The sequence below is a fragment of the Streptomyces flavofungini genome (assembly GCF_030388665.1).
Lineage (GTDB): Bacteria > Actinomycetota > Actinomycetes > Streptomycetales > Streptomycetaceae > Streptomyces > Streptomyces flavofungini_A.
The window spans coordinates 6,393,010-6,408,226 of sequence record NZ_CP128846.1; the positions used below are offsets into that span (position 1 = coordinate 6,393,010).

At 66.5% G+C, this 15,217-nt stretch carries 15 protein-coding genes; 11 read left to right on the forward strand and 4 right to left on the reverse strand.

Features of this window, described 5'->3' with window-relative positions; all coding sequences use genetic code 11:
- The first annotated feature begins 63 nt into the window (after window positions 1-63).
- Both QUY26_RS27135 and QUY26_RS27140 read left to right on the forward strand, forming a co-directional pair.
- Window positions 64-315 carry a DNA-binding protein gene (locus tag QUY26_RS27135; RefSeq protein WP_289951086.1) on the forward strand — a complete coding sequence of 84 codons (252 nt, stop codon included), beginning with the start codon at window positions 64-66 and terminating at the stop codon, window positions 313-315.
- Window positions 316-417: 102 nt separating this feature from the next.
- Entirely contained in the window at window positions 418-1,392 is a 975-nt protein-coding gene (locus tag QUY26_RS27140) for a recombinase family protein (protein WP_289951088.1), read from the forward strand.
- Here QUY26_RS27140 and QUY26_RS27145 read toward each other — a convergent pair.
- Together QUY26_RS27145 and QUY26_RS27150 are read right to left on the reverse strand one after the other, a co-directional pair.
- Window positions 1,378-2,154: a hypothetical protein gene (locus QUY26_RS27145; protein ID WP_289951089.1), complete on the reverse strand. Its 777-nt coding sequence runs from the start codon at window positions 2,152-2,154 to the stop codon at window positions 1,378-1,380. The genes QUY26_RS27140 and QUY26_RS27145 overlap by 15 nt on opposite strands.
- A gap of 2 nt (window positions 2,155-2,156) precedes the next feature.
- Complete coding sequence (locus QUY26_RS27150; RefSeq protein WP_289951091.1) at window positions 2,157-2,684, reverse strand: hypothetical protein; 528 nt, start codon at window positions 2,682-2,684, stop codon at window positions 2,157-2,159.
- Window positions 2,685-3,013: 329 nt separating this feature from the next.
- Here QUY26_RS27150 and QUY26_RS27155 point away from each other — a divergent pair, with 329 nt between their 5' ends.
- The 8 genes from QUY26_RS27155 to QUY26_RS27190 all read left to right on the forward strand — a co-directional run bounded on the left by QUY26_RS27155 (window position 3,014) and on the right by QUY26_RS27190 (window position 11,768).
- Entirely contained in the window at window positions 3,014-3,187 is a 174-nt protein-coding gene (locus tag QUY26_RS27155; RefSeq protein ID WP_289951093.1) for a hypothetical protein, read from the forward strand.
- Window positions 3,188-3,359: 172 nt separating this feature from the next.
- Window positions 3,360-4,538 (forward strand): ParB/RepB/Spo0J family partition protein, encoded by a 1,179-nt coding sequence (locus QUY26_RS27160; RefSeq protein ID WP_289951094.1) that lies wholly within the window; start codon window positions 3,360-3,362, stop codon window positions 4,536-4,538.
- 938 nt (window positions 4,539-5,476) lie between these two features.
- Window positions 5,477-6,139: a ParB/RepB/Spo0J family partition protein gene (locus tag QUY26_RS27165; RefSeq protein WP_289951095.1), complete on the forward strand. Its 663-nt coding sequence runs from the start codon at window positions 5,477-5,479 to the stop codon at window positions 6,137-6,139.
- Entirely contained in the window at window positions 6,136-7,575 is a 1,440-nt protein-coding gene (locus QUY26_RS27170; protein WP_289951096.1) for a ParB N-terminal domain-containing protein, read from the forward strand. Before QUY26_RS27165 ends, QUY26_RS27170 begins: the two co-directional genes overlap by 4 nt.
- A gap of 96 nt (window positions 7,576-7,671) precedes the next feature.
- Window positions 7,672-8,109: a hypothetical protein gene (locus QUY26_RS27175; protein ID WP_289951097.1), complete on the forward strand. Its 438-nt coding sequence runs from the start codon at window positions 7,672-7,674 to the stop codon at window positions 8,107-8,109.
- Between the two features lie 629 nt (window positions 8,110-8,738).
- A complete protein-coding gene (locus tag QUY26_RS27180; protein WP_289951098.1) occupies window positions 8,739-9,275 on the forward strand; it encodes a hypothetical protein in 537 nt (178 codons plus the stop codon).
- Window positions 9,272-10,732: a terminase large subunit domain-containing protein gene (locus tag QUY26_RS27185; RefSeq protein ID WP_289951099.1), complete on the forward strand. Its 1,461-nt coding sequence runs from the start codon at window positions 9,272-9,274 to the stop codon at window positions 10,730-10,732. The genes QUY26_RS27180 and QUY26_RS27185 overlap by 4 nt, the downstream gene beginning before the upstream one ends.
- A 655-nt stretch (window positions 10,733-11,387) precedes the next feature.
- Complete coding sequence (locus tag QUY26_RS27190; protein WP_289951100.1) at window positions 11,388-11,768, forward strand: hypothetical protein; 381 nt, start codon at window positions 11,388-11,390, stop codon at window positions 11,766-11,768.
- Between the two features lie 92 nt (window positions 11,769-11,860).
- Here QUY26_RS27190 and QUY26_RS27195 read toward each other — a convergent pair whose 3' ends face one another.
- Both QUY26_RS27195 and QUY26_RS27200 read right to left on the reverse strand, forming a co-directional pair.
- A complete protein-coding gene (locus QUY26_RS27195; protein WP_289951105.1) occupies window positions 11,861-12,037 on the reverse strand; it encodes a hypothetical protein in 177 nt (58 codons plus the stop codon).
- Window positions 12,038-12,160: 123 nt separating this feature from the next.
- Window positions 12,161-13,072, reverse strand: a complete 912-nt coding sequence (locus QUY26_RS27200; protein WP_289951107.1) for a restriction endonuclease — start codon at window positions 13,070-13,072, stop codon at window positions 12,161-12,163.
- Window positions 13,073-13,293: 221 nt separating this feature from the next.
- On the opposite strand from QUY26_RS27200, the gene QUY26_RS27205 reads away from it, so the two are divergent.
- On the forward strand, window positions 13,294-15,144 hold the full coding sequence (locus QUY26_RS27205) for a hypothetical protein (RefSeq protein WP_289951108.1): 1,851 nt from the start codon (window positions 13,294-13,296) through the stop codon (window positions 15,142-15,144).
- Window positions 15,145-15,217 lie beyond the last annotated feature (73 nt).

Sequence of the window (15,217 nt, forward strand, 5' to 3'; positions counted from 1 at the left end):
CCCAACACTCCAGTGTTGGCGTATCCTTAAAGTCACGTTGGCGCGGGGGAGGACGCGACAGCGATGACAAACAAGAACGCCTCGACAGTCACAAAATCCAAGGTCACCGACATGACCTTGGAGGAGTTGCTCGCGCTGCCGCCGACGGTGAACGTCGTCACGGCGGCACGCGCACTGGGCATCGGGACGCACAAGGCTTACGACTTGATCAAGGAGGGGTCCTTCCCCGTGCAGCCACTGACGCTGGGGCACACGGTGAAGATCCCCACGGCTGCGCTCTGGAAGGTCCTCGGTGTGAGCCCGATGGCACGGTGATCAGTCGTGGCCTTCGTTCCGGCCTGTCTGGCCATGGCCCGCTCCGGCGGGCTGTGGCCTAAGATCGGGCGGCTAACGGGGGCACGAGAAGAACGGACGACCATGCCACGGCTCTACGGGTTCGACGACCAGTCGCGTCAGCGGCTACGGGATGACGAAGTGGATCCCCTTCGGCAGATGGTCAGCCGCGCGCTGGCCGACGAGGAGCTGTCGAACGGAGACGTCGCCCTGTGGGCGAATGGCGAGGGCTACCGGGGCACGATGGGCGGAGAGTGGAAGGACGCCTCCGTCGGCAGGCTCTTCCGCAATCCCGCCATCGCCGGACTGCGCTACGACGACGAAGGAAACCTCGTCGACGCCAACCATCCCGGCGCGATCACCCGCGAAGAGTTCGAAGCTCTCCAAGAGCGAGACGCACGCCGGAAACCGGCCTCGGCGGCGCCCGTGTATCCGTATCTCCTCGTTGACGGGGCGAGTGAATGCGGCATGTGCAGCTTCCATCTCCAGGGGGCACGCACGAATGCCGGGACGCCTGGCTACCGGTGTCGCCCCAAGGACAAACAGGGACTTGGCGGAGGCTGCGGCGAAGTCCGTATCGACGCCGAGCTGCTGGAGACCCACGTCGCAGAGTACGCCGTCGCCGAACTCCTCAAGCCCGGCATCCGGGAGCAGATCCTCAAGGCGCAGGAGGCCGTGCGCGAGCAGGTCGAGGAGATGAAGGCTGCGGTCGAGGACCTGAAGGTGCGGCGCACCGAAGCTGGTGCCCTGTACGGCAAGCGTGAGATCAGCAGCGAAGCGTTCGTCGCCGCCGACCGTGAGATCACGGCCAGCGTCAAGGAGCTCGCTGCTCGGATCCGCTTCGCCGAACAGATGGTCAACTTCAAGCTGGGTGGCGCGAAGGATCTCGTCAAGTGGTGGAACAAGGCGCCGCACGTCTCCCGGAGCGCGATCCTCAGGCTCCTCCTGGAGAAGGTGGAGGTGTTCCCCGCGAGTGCTCGCGGGGTTCGCACCATCGAACCCGGTCGTGTCGTGTTGCACTGGAGGAAGCTGCCGCCGGAGTTGTCAGGCGTCGGCTGACGCCACTGTCTTCCGGGACGCGAGCCGCTTGCCGACCATGGCCATGGTCAGACCTGTGATCAACGCGATCACCGCCAGGCCCGCGAGAAGCGGAGAGACGACTTCCTCGTACCGCAGCGGCCAGGGATGGCCGAGGTAGTGCGTGACGAGGTACGAGCCCTTACTGACGGCGTAGGCGACGCCGAGGATGGCGGCCGTTGCGGAGACGATCAGGCCGCGGGCGGTCCATGCATGTCCGCCCTGCCGGGTGGACATGGCCATTCCGAAGCAGAGGAAGGCGATCTCTCCGCACGTCACCGCCACGTAGCAGAGGTAGACCATCAGGTAGACGGTGACGCCAGGCACCGTGGCGAACTCGGTGGTGAACTCGGTGTTCTCGTCGGTTGCGCCGATGAAGAGCGGGAGCATCGCTGCCAGTACGCATGCGCCGAAGGCGATACGCGCGTAGAGGCTTGCCTTGAGCACGTCACGGTTGTACGACCAGTCCACGAGCATGAGTTGGAGGCTGCCGCACCACAGCACCGCGCAGATGTGTGCGCCGAGCTTGGCGGCGTTGTTCATTCCGGTCAGGGACTCGAAGAATGACTCGACGGGGGGCACCGCGAAGAGGACCCCCACGCCGCAGACTCCGAAGGCCACCGTGCGCGCGAAGCGGGCGATGCGGTACTCCGCACGGGTGCGCTGACGCCAAGCCTCGCGGCCTGACAGTGCGGTGCCTGCTATGCAGACCAGAGCGCACAAGCCGAAGACGATGCCGTCCATTTTCAGGTTCCTTCCAGATCAGAGACGGCCCGCTCGGCTGCTTCGCTGAAGCTGAGCCGCCTTCGCCGGCCCGGCCGTGGTGTTTCAGCGGCAGGGGGCGGCGGCTCGGGAACTTCGGGGACGCCGAGGTCGCTGCGGCCATGGCGCAGCCGGATCTCACGTGCGGCCTCCAAGAGTTCAGCAGCTCCAGCCTCACCCAGGTCGTGGATGAGCAGCAGTGCTTTGCGGGCGTCTTGTTGGCCTTCATAGACCGACAGCGAGGTCAAACCGTTGTAACCCGGCAGTAGGTACGCTATCGGACAATCGAAAGCCTTTGCGAGGCCGACGAGTTGTGACGCTGTTGGGTTTTCCCGGACGCCGTTGAGGAGATCGTTGATGACCTGGTGGGTCATCGCCGGTTTGCCCCCTGCCGTTTGCGCAGTTGCTGCGGCAAGTGCCCGCGTACTGGGCGTTCTGCCGTTTTTGCCGAGCTTGCGCCGCAAGAGGTGAGCAAGCTTGCTGGATAGAGGGATATCCGAGCCGGGCGGCATGGCGGGGCTGCTCCTTCGGCGGGTCGGTTTGACGGGTGGGCGTGCGCACGGCAGCTGAACTGCCTTGCGGAGGGCGGGTGCTGACTTCGCGAAGTCTAATGTCTAGGCCAGTTGACAATAGGTGACGGGCACAGCAAGATCTGTAACGGTAGAAGCAGATCGCTGTACTCACCAAGCGGGTCGCCTCCCCACTTCCGCCCTCTGGACCGCGAAGGCGCGAACGTACTCTCGTGGCCCCTGATGTGTGCCGTGAACTCTTCTGTGTGGGGATCTAAGTGGATGCCCGCCCCAGTCGGCGGGGCGGACCGCTGCAACATGGAGGCGACGGGGTGCACATCGAACTCGGGCGCGTGCTGGCTCGATTGGAGGAGTCCGGCGGCGTGCCGAACGTTCGCCTGACGGACGGGGAGGTGGTGGAGCTGCTCGGAGCCCTGGCTGTGGTCGACCCGAAGAAGGTCGAGTCGCAGAAGGGGGTGTCGAGTGCGGTCGACGTAGCCGCGTGACCTGAACGTAGATCGCTTCACGAGTGCGGGCCCCGTCGGGGGAGGGCCCGCACTCTTGCGTTTGACCTGGGGAATCTTTCGGAAATTGTGGACCCAGACCCTCTATGCTTATAAAATAGAAGCATAAGGGGAGGGGGAGACGGACCCCCTCTCGACCTCTTGGAGTCCCGAAATGCCGCACAAGTACGCGACCTTGAAGATGGCCCAGATCCACCGCAACCCCGGGCAGCCTCGCGAGACCTTCGACGAGGAGGCGCTGAAGGAGCTGGCCGACTCTATCCAGCAGCACGGCCTGCTCCAGCCGGTCGTCGTCCGCAAGGCCGACAAGGGGTACGAGCTCGTTGCCGGAGAGCGCCGATACCGGGCGAACGGCATGGCGGGCAACATCCTCATCGAGGCGAAGATCCTCCTCGGCGACGGCGCGGAGGGCATCGACAGCCTCACGTCCTTCAAGAAGGCCATGGCCGAGAACCTGAACCGCGAGGACATGCTCCCGCTGGAGGAGGCCCGCGGCTTCAAGAAGGTCCTCGATGCCGAAGAAGGCGCCACCCCCGCCACCGTCGCCGCGACGTTCTCCAAGACGGTCCCGTACGTGACCCAGCGCCTCGCCCTGCTCGCCCTGCGCCCCGAGATCGCCAAGGCGGTCGACCTCGGCCACATCGGCACCCAGGCCGCCGTGCAGATCGCCGCCCTGGACCAGGGCAACCAGAAGGCCGTCTTCGAGACGTGGAAGAAGGGGCAGACCAGCGACAACCAGCTCGTCCACATCGCCTACGCCATGCGCAAGCAGGAGAAGGCGGCCACGCAGGACTCCATGGTCCAGGTCGAGGAGATGACGGAGGAGGAGAAGGCCAAGAGGGGGCGCGCACAGGCCAAGACCCGAAACGACCTCGACGAGATCGAGCGCATCTGCGGCCTGCTGGACGGCATCCGCAAGGCCGACCCGATGGAGCTCGCCCGGCACCTGGAGGGAGAGGTGGGCAAGAGGCTGGAGCAGATGGACCGAGTCTCCGACCTCCTCCAGAAGGCCCGATTCCAGCTCCGCCAGGCCAAGGCGCACGCCGACGCCAGCGAGATCATGGTCAGCCCTGACGCGGCAGCCCCCGACCTCGCCGCCGAAGCCGAGGCGGCGCAGGCGCAGTTGGCTGCGATCGTCGACGGCAGCGGAGAGGGTGAGCCGGACGCCGCGCCCACTCAGTCCGCGCCCGCTGCCGACGAGGAGGGCGAGGCCGCGCATGCCGTCGTCGGCGAGGGCGAGACGGACCAGTCACTCGCGAGAGCGGGCGAAGACGGGGCCAGTCACGCCGCCGAGGGTGAGCCCGCCGACGCCACCCCTGCGCTCGCAGGCTGACCTGATCGCACACGGCGGGCGGCCCTGTGGCCGACGCCAACCAAACGGCACAGATAGATCCCAACACTCGATGGTGGTACGGTCTATTTCGTTGGAGGGAACGGCCACAGCCGAGGAACCGGCCCGCCAACACGCCGTGGCACCGGCATTCCCAACGGTGTCTGGCGGGTGGCCAATCCCCCGCGCCCTACCCGCCAGACACCGGCTCCGCGCAGAGAGCGAAGCCACCGGGATGGCCGCCAGGCCCACGACCGCGACCGGACCCGCCCCACCCCATTGGGGCGGGTCCCCGTGCACTCAGGAGAGCCATGAGCGCAGACGACTTCAAAGGCCTCCCGGAAGACCGCGACCTGTACATGCGGCTCCTTGCGGAACGAGACGGCCAACTCCTCAAAGCACTCGCCGAGAGGGACCCCGGCCTCGCGCCACCGCGAAACCGGCAACAGGAGACAGCCGGGCCACGCGCAGAACCACAGAAGACCACCCTCGCCAAGTCAACGAAGAGAGTCGCAGCATGACCGAGCATCAGGACCCGTCCCAGGATCACCGCGAGCCTCCCGTGCCGGGAGCAATGTGGTGCAAGTCCTGCGACTCCTGGTGCCTACCTTCCGGCCTCTGCCGCTGCAACAACCGCTAGCGTCCGCGGCATGACCACCCCACGCCACGGCCGTGAGCCGGTCGACATCGACCGACTCACGGCCAGCACCATCACCGATGACCAACTCGACGCTATACGAGCCGAATTGCGCCGCTACCGCAACGCGTCGTCCACCGGACGCACGGACACCGCTCAAGACACGACAGCGCCACCGGAGCCAACGGCGGAGCCCCCGTCCACCCAGCTCGCGAAGCCTTCAACTACTCCGGAGGCGCCCCGGTGATCGTCTAGTGTTGGCGTGGCGTAGGGCGCGGGGAACGGCCTACACAAGGGACTCCCCGTGACCGCGACGCACGCCAACATCCCCGAACAGCTCCAGCCGCTAGCCGTCCCCACCGCGGACCTCACGCCGTACCACCGCAATCCGCGCAACGGCGATATCGACTCGATCACCGAATCGCTGACCATCAACGGCCAGTACCGCCCGATCGTCGTCAACAAGGGCAGCCGCACCGGCCGCACCAACGAGATCCTGGCAGGCAACCACACCTTCGCCGCCGCCCAGCAGCTCGGCTGGCAGCAGATCGCCGTCACCTGGATCGACGTCGACGACGACGCAGCAGCACGCATCGTCATCGTCGACAACCGCACCAACGACCTCGCGGGATACGACACCCAGCTCCTGGCCGAAGTCCTCTCCGAGATCCCCGACCTCGCCGGAACCGGCTACGACCGCGAAAGCGTCGACCAGCTCCTCGACGACACCTCTCTTCCCGAAACCCTCGAACTCACCAGCGACGGAGCGGGCACTGGGGCCGCCGCGACCGTCGACTACCTCCAATGGGGCTACCTCCAGTGGGAGTCCAAGCGCGTCCGGATCACCTCCGAAGAGGTCGAAGCCCTCAACGCGATCTACACCAAGTTCGTCGACGCCACGAACAGCGACCTCGGCTTCGGATGGCACGTCCTCCAGCAGGCCCACGAGGAAGGCCAGCCCGCATGAGCGCCCCCACCACGACCTTCCACGAGTCCTACCCGCTCGACCAGCTCCGCCCCGCCGACTACAACCCGCGCCGCCTCAGCGAGAACGCCTTCACCCGGCTCCAGACATCCCTCCGCCGCCACGGCGTCGTCAAGCCGGTCATCCTCAACGCCGACGGCACCCTCGTCGCAGGCCACCAGCGCACCAAAGGCCTCAAGGCCATCGGCCTCACCCACACCCCCGCGGTCATGCTCGGCACCAAGGTCCGGCTGCAGGACGAAATCCAGTTCAACCTCCTGCACAACCGCGTCGAGACCGAAGCCAGCGTCGTCTACGCCGAACCCGGCCAGCTCGGCACCTGGTCCTGGATTCCCTGGCAGACCATCCGCGTCGCCGAACAGCGAAACCTCTCCTTCGTCAACGCCATCGCCCACATGACCGCCGGCCACGGACCGTGGGGGAGCGTCGTCATCGACGACCAGGGCCGCGTCGTCCTCAACGCCGAGTACGCCGTCGTCGCCTCTCTCTCCCGCTTCGACGTCCTCGCCTGGACCGTGCCCTCCTCCGAAGCCGCCCAACTCCACGCCGACCTTTCCGGCGAGTACGGCGTCTACGACTGGACCGCCATCGAGAACAAGGCGCCCGTGTGGAACCAGCACATCGTCCAGCCCAAACGGCTGCGGAAGTTCTCCTCCAAGGCCAAGGCTGGAAAGCTCGCCTACGGGTCCGAGACGTGGGACCAGCTCGTCACCCCCTGGCTCAAGCCCAGCCACCGCGTCGTGGACTTCGGCGCCGGATACGGCGACTACGCCAAGCACTTGCGTGCCAAGGGCTTCAACATCCACGACTACGAGCCCTACCGCTGCCGCGCTGGCTCGTACGCGGTCGACATCCGCGCCGTCGTCGGCATGATCCGCGACATCGACAAGGACATCCAGACCCACGGCCTGTTCGACGTCGTCGTCCTCGACTCCGTCATCAACGCCACCACATCCCTCGACTACCAGCACTGGGTGATGACCACCGTCAACGCCCTATGCGCGGCCGACGGAGTCGTATGCCTCGGCACCCGCAACCTCGCCCGCGAACTCCGCGACGAGCAGGCCAAGCGCGTCACATCCTCGACCGCCACCACGAAGATGAGCTTCCTCGACGGAGACAACGTGGAAATGAACTTCGTCAAGGGAAAGTGGCAAAAGCTTCGATTTCACACCCCAGAAACACTGGAGCCCCTGCTCCGCAGGTACTTCAAAGAAGTCGAAGTCAGCGACCTCAGTGGGTCCAACCTCAAGGCCACCTGCCGTCAGCCCGTCACGCTCCCCAGGGAGGAATATGAAAGGGCGCTGGATGAGGAATTCAACATGCCCTACCCGAACGGCTTCCGGCATGACAGGCATCTGGAATTGGTGGCAAATTTGATAGAATTGACAATGAAAAGGAATGAATCTCTCGGCTGATCGATGGGGAATGGGGAGTGTGTGTCACCGCGAATACAGCTCTACATAGAATCACGGGACCGCTACCAGATCATGTGGCTAGCGGGCGTACGGCACGTGGCCCTCGATCAGCATTGCCTGCGCAGCTTCGGCCAGCCCGACAGGCCGCGCGTGAACCCGGCCCGCCGACATCAGCTTCTCGAACTCCCCACCCAGCACGCCCCGCTCGCCTGGTACCTGTGCGCCCTGCCCCAGCCATGGGAGTGGTCGAAGAACGCCCACCTGGCCTTCGAAGGCGCCCCCGGCGAACAGTGGGACGGGCCCGCACTCGTCCCCGGCCTCCATGTGCGGCTGAACAACGCTCGCCCCATCACCGGATGGGGCGAGCACAGCATCCCCGAGGAAGAGCCGCTCCGGCGCTCCAGCCGATATCGAACCTGCCGCAACTACCAATTCGCCTGGTGGCTCCGTGCCCACCGTGCGGCGCCTGACGCGCCGCACGAACCCGTTGCACGCAAGCGAGACAGCGACGGGGAGCAAATGTCACTGATGTGACGTTGGCGGAGCAGGGCGATTGCCGTCCGGCTCCGCTTCATCTTCGGGGTGCGACGGTGCTTCCTCGCTTGACTCACCCTCGTCTTCCCCGCGGGCTGCACGAAGGAGCTCACGCCATGACACGATCAGACGGCGAAGCTGCTCAATCAAGCCAGTGAGCTGAGTAAGAGCGATGGAGGCGACACCGGCCCAGGCCAAGACCCAAAGGATGATGGTCGAGTCCACTGTTCGGCTTCCTCTAAATCAGGGGCCGAACTGTGCGCAGGCACATCAGTCCGGCCACAACGAGTGGCTGAACTGAATTTCGTGCCGGCGGTTGAAACTCAGACGGTGCGGTATAAGCTCCGCTGACAGTGTGGTGGAGCAGGTTCGTGGTGATCATGCCATGGCGCTTGTATCCACACGGGTCGCCGGATCCGCTGGGGTGTTGAGGTACGCCATCGCTGGACTCATTTCAGGCTCCGATGATTCCCGCCATCAGAGCGAGTCCGTCTTCGAGAAGCAGGCTAGTCCGCACTTCGGAGGCTGTCAGGAACTTCTTGAGATTCGCTGAGGACTGCTTCGGGTTCACAGTGGTGCGATCATGGTGGCGGGCGCGGGGGCGCACCCGAGCTGTGGAGGACCCCGCCGTGGGACGCCCCGACAAAGCCGCGCGTGCGGCCATCGCACGCCGCCGCTCGGACGCCATCGACCTGCGCCTCGCGGGCGTGGACTGGCTGACGATCGCCCGCAAGCTTGCCGCCGACCCGGCCGCCAACTCCGACGGCATCGCCTACCCGCAGGGCTACGGCATCGAGCGGTACCGGAAGAAGCAGGACGCGCCGTCCGACGAAGCCCTCATCCATGCCGCCTGCCGAGATGTCCGCGCCGCACTCGCCGACCGGCGCGCTGAACTGAACGACGACGTCGATGAACTCCGCGCTCTCGAAGCCGACCGTCTCGACCGCCTGTTCTTCGTCGCGTACAAGAGAGCCGTCCGAGACCAGGACCTCGCCGCGGTCGACCGGACGCTGCGCATCATGGAACGCCGCGCACGCCTCCTCGGCCTCGACATGCCGACCAAGACCGAGGTCTCCGGCCCCCAGGGCGGCCCGGTTCAGGTTGAGAACGTCACCACTGACGAGCTCGACGCGTTGATCGACCTCACCGACCCCGGCACCGCATGACCCCACGCGATCACGCGAGCGTCGTCGCCCGGTACAAGACCCTGCCCGCAGCCCGCAGGCGCGCCATCGCACGACACGCAAGCCAGACGCTGCGGGCCGACCTCGCCCGCGCCGAGTGCCAACTCGCCATGGACCGCTCGCCAGGAGCCTTGGCCGCCGTCCTCACCGGCGGCCGGGAGATGCAGGCCCCCCACCTGGACTTGATCGACCGGGCCTTCATCGACATGGCCGAAGGGCGCTGCGACCGCGTCATGCTCACCATGCCCCCACGGCACGGCAAGAGCCGCCGCGCCTCACGCTGGGCACCACTCTGGTACCTGCGGCGCAACCCCGGGCACCGCATGATGATCGCCAGCTACTCCGCCGACCTCGCTGACGACCACGGCCGGTGGATCCGCGACGCCATCTACACCTGGGGCGACGACCTCGGCATCCAGCTCAAGACCGGCAGCCAGGCCGCCAACCGCTTCGACATCGTCGGCGGCGAAGGCGGCCTCCTCGCCGCAGGCATCGGCGGCGGCCTCACCGGCCGCGGCGCCCACATCGCCATCGTCGACGACCCCGTCAAGGACATGGCCGACGCCGACAGCCCCACCATGCGCAAGCGCGCCTGGGACTGGTGGACCTCCGTCCTCCAGACCCGACTCGAACCCACCGGCGCCATCTGCCTCATCCAAACCCGCTGGCACGAAGACGACCTCGCCGGACGCATCCTCGCCACCGAACGCGACGCCTGGCGCGTCATCGACCTCCCTGCTCTCGCCGACAGCCCCAACGACCCCCTCGGCCGGGAGCCCGGCGAACCGCTGTGGCCCGACCGCTTCGACGCCACCCACCACGCCAAGACCCGCAAGCGCGTCGGCGAACGCGTCTGGGGCGCCCTCTACATGCAGAAGCCCCGCCCGCCCGAGGGAGGCGTGTGGAAGCGCGAGTGGATCGACACCGCCCGCATCAACGCCGTCCAGTTCTCCGGCCTCGACATGGCCCGCATCGTCGTCGCCGTCGACCCCGCCGGCGGGGAGTCCACCGTCGGAGACGAGACCGGAGTCATAGGCGTGGGCCGCGACTTCGACCGTCACCTCTACCTCCTGGCCGATCGATCCGGTTCCATGGGCGCCAACGACTGGGGCCTTGCCGCCTGCCGCCTGGCCCTTGAACTCAAGGCAGACGCAATCGTGGTCGAGAAGAACTACGGCGGCGACATGGCCCGCCAGATCGTCACCCAGGCATGGGAGCAGCTCCGCCGAGAAGGCGCCACCAAGGGCCTGCTCATGCCCATGATCCTCGAGGTCGCTGCCAAGGTCGGCAAACGCCTCCGTGCCGCACCCGTCGCCCAGCTCTACGAACAGCAACTCGTCCACCACGTCGGTGAGTACACCGAGCTGGAGGACCAGATGGTCACCTGGGTTGAGGGTATGGACAGCCCCGACCGCATGGATGCCGCAGTCCACGGCTGACCGAACTGGCCGACCCTGACCAGCTCGACACACTGCCGGGCGGTGTCGACGACGGACGCTTCGACGGGCGTCGATAGCCTGATACGACGCATTGGAGTTGCAGTCCTACTTGTAGTTGTCTTCCTGTTCCAAAGGCACGCATAGACCAGTGCCCTGCCGTAGGGTCTTAGGAGACACCCAATCTTTTGGGTAAGGCGGCTGCGCTTAGAGCCGCAGCACGAGAACGGCGGACCGCCGCGATGAGCGGCAGTCCGCCGAGATGGTGCACAGGACCACGCGTGCAAGGCCAAGTCCTGCGCCCCCTCCAGGGGAGCGGTCGGTTGGCTAGCGGTCGATCAGCCAGAACAACAGCTGAATCAGCACCGTGAGTGCCAGCCGACCGTTCCGCCCATCATCGGGCGGATCGGGGCGGCGATGCCTTCCCGTTCCTCGTGACACCGAACTCTCCTCACTCTCAGGGCACCGCCCCTCGGCGGCGAGTGCCAATTGCTGAACTGCGCCGAGGGAGCAAGTGAGTTCGGTGACCTATCGCTCACCCTACGAGAGAAGCCCCGTCCACGATGGCCAGTTGTGGATATCGAGCTGCCTGCGGACAACCGCGGGAAACGGCCCAATGAGGAAACGGCCCCGGGCGCAGGCTGTTAGCCTCCCGATCATGGGGAGCAGGGGGAGTTGGGCCAAGGCTCTGTGCTGCGTCGCGATCACGGCTACAGCACTCGTCGGCTGCACCGACAAGAGCGAGAAGCCCACGGACGATCAGCATCGCGCCAGGCACCTGGAGCGGGTTCGCGAGACGTACAGGCTGGGGCGCAGCGAGGGCCTGGCGATGCAGGAGCAGAAGATCAACAGCGGTGCGGCCCCGTCCAAGGCGAGCCCCAGTGAGCGCGAGTGCAGCACGCGCTGGGACAAGCTCGGCGAGCGGAAGCAGACGGGAGGCGACCGGGCCGGTTTCATCGCAGCCTGCTCCTCCTTCCCAGCACCAGGGACGAACGGGTACGACGAAGCCGTGGCCGAAGCCGGGAGCGGCGCACCATGAGCAGAACGCGTTGCGCCGACCCCCTCCGCGCCATGATCAGACCGGTGGACGAGACGGCGGCCGCCCCCAGTGGGACGGCCGCCGCAGTCGAGCTATCGGCGCTGCTCGAACATGACCAGGAACGGGGAGACGAAGCCCGAGGCCTCGACCGGGCTCGTGTCTCCGAAGATGATCAGCAGGACACCAGCCACGAGGGAGAGCCCGTAGATGCGGGCGGCAGTGTGGTCGTGTCCGTTGTCGACTTCGGCCCTGGGACTGTTTTGGCACATACTGGAGAAGCTCCTGTTCATTGCTGGGCAAGGGCACGGTTACTCACAGCGACTAGGACCCCTGTGGTAACCAAGCGGCGGCTGAGGCGGCGGCGCATTCCCGTGCGCCTGTTGCCTCAGCCGTCAGTCATGAGTCGATACGAAGCCTCCTTCAGGGGTTGGCCAAACGACCTCGATGCACAGGGACGCGCACAGGTCGAGCAGGTCCTCCCTCGGCGCCGACGGCAGGAGCAGCGCGAGGGCAGGGGTCGGGTTGAAGAAGCGGCGGTAGTCCATGAGCTGGCCGATCGCTAGCCGAACGGACTGACGGGTGCTGCTGTTCTTCACTTCGATCAGCCTGTTCTCGGTCACGTCCAGAAGATCGATATAGGAAGTTCTGGTTTCGCCCTTCACCCGCACTTGCACAGCCGAGAGCTCGCGGCCGAGGCTGCGCAGATGGCTGGCGTAGTCCGCTGTCAGACGAGCTGTGAGGGCGCGAGGGCTTTCCTGAGCGCGCAAGCGGATGGGTTCAATGTGCGGTTCGGGGAGCGCCCTGAGGACGCGTGTTTCCGCTGCTGGAGTTGCTGGTAGCCGTGGCCCGCCCGCGGCCGTGGCGCCGACCGGCCGCAACCGAAAGACGATCACTGCCCGCATGTCTCCGCTCGCGTCCAGGGCGTCTGCTGTGTAGCACGGCTGCTCGGGATCCACTTCGAACCGGCCCAGATGGCGATACGTCCTGAGACTGACACCTTCAGTGATCTTCGGGAGCTGGTGGAACACGTGTAGTGCGCGGCCATTCTCTACATGGCGCAGTAGCGCGAGGTTGCCGCGCGTCATCTCCTGGTCGCCGTACATGCCAGCGCCCGTGAAGTGGAAGATGCCGTCCTCTCCCCACCCTGTGAGAGGGTCGTGCGGTCCTGGGTTGTCCGCGACGAACACCATGACCATCTGCGACTTCGCAGATGGTGAAATGCCGCCCTGTGGAGTGCCGCCGAACCGCTTGTGCAGCTCGCGCCGCGTCACGACTTCCCCCACAACCAGCTCATCCGTTGCCATCACGCACCTCCCGTTTGAAGGCTAGCCCAGTCACCCTGACAAGACAGGGTGACTTAGAGGCTCAAGGGGACGGTTTGGGCTCGAAAAGCGGTATGAACTGGTGCGTTTTAACTCTGAAGAGAACTCGTCTCGTTATCTACTCGTTATCATTGGTCTGTGATGGCAGCCTCGACGGCATAGAGTGTTGGCTCGGCGCGGGGCCGACTGCCTGGAGGGGCACCGTGCGCCTGCGCGACCTGATCACCGACGTGTGGAGCTGGCTGGACTACAAGCCAGCCATGGCTGACCCGCGCCGTGCCGGCCGCCGCAACGAGTGGGCGAAGCTGACCGGCTCGTGGGTGCCTGACGAGGACCTGCGCCGTCTCGCCGCGTACCGGATGCTGGCCGCCTATGACTCCAACCAGGCGGGGCAACTCGCCGCCGTCACCGGTGATGACGAGACTGGGCTGGAGCGCCGTGAACTCGGCGACGCCTCCAAGCTTGTTGACACTGCTCTCGGCTACCTACTTGGCTCCGAGCAGACCATCAGCGTTGCCGGGGCCGAGCACGCCGACGATGAACCGAGCCCCGAGGCCGCCGCGGCGCTCGCCGTGCAAGACCGGCTCCGTGAGTGGGCGGAGAAGGAACTGCTGCCGCTCCGGGGGCAGCAGGCCGAGCGCACCGCGATCCTCCTCGGCGACGCCGTGTACTCCCTCGCCTGGGACCCGGGCAAGCAGCGCGTCCTGCTGCGCACCTGGGACCCGGGCCTGTATTTCCCCGAGTGGCCAGAAGACGGCGAGCACGACGGAGCCGAGTTCCCCGCCCGCGTACACCTTGCGTGGGAGCTGCCGGAAGACGAGCGGCGCGGCCTGAAGGCGAGGCTGCGCCGGATCACCTACGAGCTGGCGCCCATCGCCCCGGCAAGCCGCCGCGGTACGACGAAGGACGGCAGCCCGGTACGCGAGTACCTGACCGCCGAGGACGGCGGACCCGCCCTGATCGCGGGCGACACCCTCACACCCGAGACCGGGACGATCACCCGCACCTACCAGTGGGCGCCGAACCGGCCCTCTGCGTGGACGTGCTTCCTCACTGACGCCGAATGGGACCTGGACGACCTCAAGCACTCCGACGTGCTGTACGACCTGCCCATGCACAAGGCGCGCTACCGGGTGCGCTCCGACGGTGAAGTGCTCGACCGGCTCGACCTCATGGTCGACTTCATCCCCCTCGTCCACCTCACCAACAGCATCCCCGCGAGTGGCGAGCACTGGGGCAAGCCCACCGTGGCCACCGTCCTCCAGGCCCTCGACGAGCTGTCCGCCACCGACACCGACAGCTCCGGCGCCTCCGCCACTACCGGCACCCCGATCATCGGCCTCGCCGGAGCCCGTCTCCCCATCGACCGCACCACCGGCCAACCCTTGCCAGTGAAGGTCCGCGCGGGAACCGTGTGGCAGCTCAACGACAACGGCCGCATGGACGTCCTCGACACCTCCGCCCAACTCGCAGAGCTCCGCGCCCGCGTCGACCACGTGCTCGATCGCATCGCCGCGAACTCCCGACTCACCGCCGCCGGCCTCGGCACCCTCGACCCCACCGCCCTTCCCTCCGGATACGCCCTCCAGCTCGCCCTCGGGCCACTCGACTCCCTCGTCGCCGCCATGCGGCTGGCCCGCAACCACAAGTACGTCGTGCTGCTCCGCATGGTGCAACGCCTCCACCAAGCCGGACAGGCCGAAGGGTGGCCCGCGGGGGAGTCGCTGCTCGCGCGCCTGGTGTGGGGACCGCACACCCCGACCGACCGCGCGGCTGTCCTCGACGAGGTCGTGAAGGGCGTAGGCGCGGGAGTCCTGTCCGTGGAGACCGGCGTGCGCATGCTCATGGACGCCGGATACCCCATCGAGGACGCGCAGGAGGAGATCGAGCGCATCCAGGCCAGAGCCTTCGACGCTGCTGCTCGCCTTGCCGACGCCACCGGTGATAACACTGCGGTCCGTATGTATCTCGGGCTTCCTGAAGCGGATCTTGAGATGCCCGACGCTCGAAAAACGCTTCCCGATGAGCAGGGGAGGGGCGACCATGAGGCATGACACAGAACGGGGTATGGATCGGCTCTGACGTCGAGCAACCTGGCAGCGATGTGCGGTTCCCTCCCATCGAGTG

Coding starts and splice junctions, on each gene's coding strand:
- QUY26_RS27135 (WP_289951086.1), top strand. CDS start 64: ATGACAAACAAGAACGCCTCGACAGTCACAAAATCCAAGGTCACCGAC.
- QUY26_RS27140 (WP_289951088.1), top strand. CDS start 418: ATGCCACGGCTCTACGGGTTCGACGACCAGTCGCGTCAGCGGCTACGG.
- QUY26_RS27170 (WP_289951096.1), top strand. CDS start 6,136: ATGAGCGCCCCCACCACGACCTTCCACGAGTCCTACCCGCTCGACCAG.
- QUY26_RS27185 (WP_289951099.1), top strand. CDS start 9,272: ATGACCCCACGCGATCACGCGAGCGTCGTCGCCCGGTACAAGACCCTG.
- QUY26_RS27200 (WP_289951107.1), bottom strand. CDS start 13,072: ATGGCAACGGATGAGCTGGTTGTGGGGGAAGTCGTGACGCGGCGCGAG.
- QUY26_RS27160 (WP_289951094.1), top strand. CDS start 3,360: ATGCCGCACAAGTACGCGACCTTGAAGATGGCCCAGATCCACCGCAAC.
- QUY26_RS27145 (WP_289951089.1), bottom strand. CDS start 2,154: ATGGACGGCATCGTCTTCGGCTTGTGCGCTCTGGTCTGCATAGCAGGC.
- QUY26_RS27195 (WP_289951105.1), bottom strand. CDS start 12,037: ATGTGCCAAAACAGTCCCAGGGCCGAAGTCGACAACGGACACGACCAC.
- QUY26_RS27190 (WP_289951100.1), top strand. CDS start 11,388: ATGGGGAGCAGGGGGAGTTGGGCCAAGGCTCTGTGCTGCGTCGCGATC.
- QUY26_RS27150 (WP_289951091.1), bottom strand. CDS start 2,684: ATGCCGCCCGGCTCGGATATCCCTCTATCCAGCAAGCTTGCTCACCTC.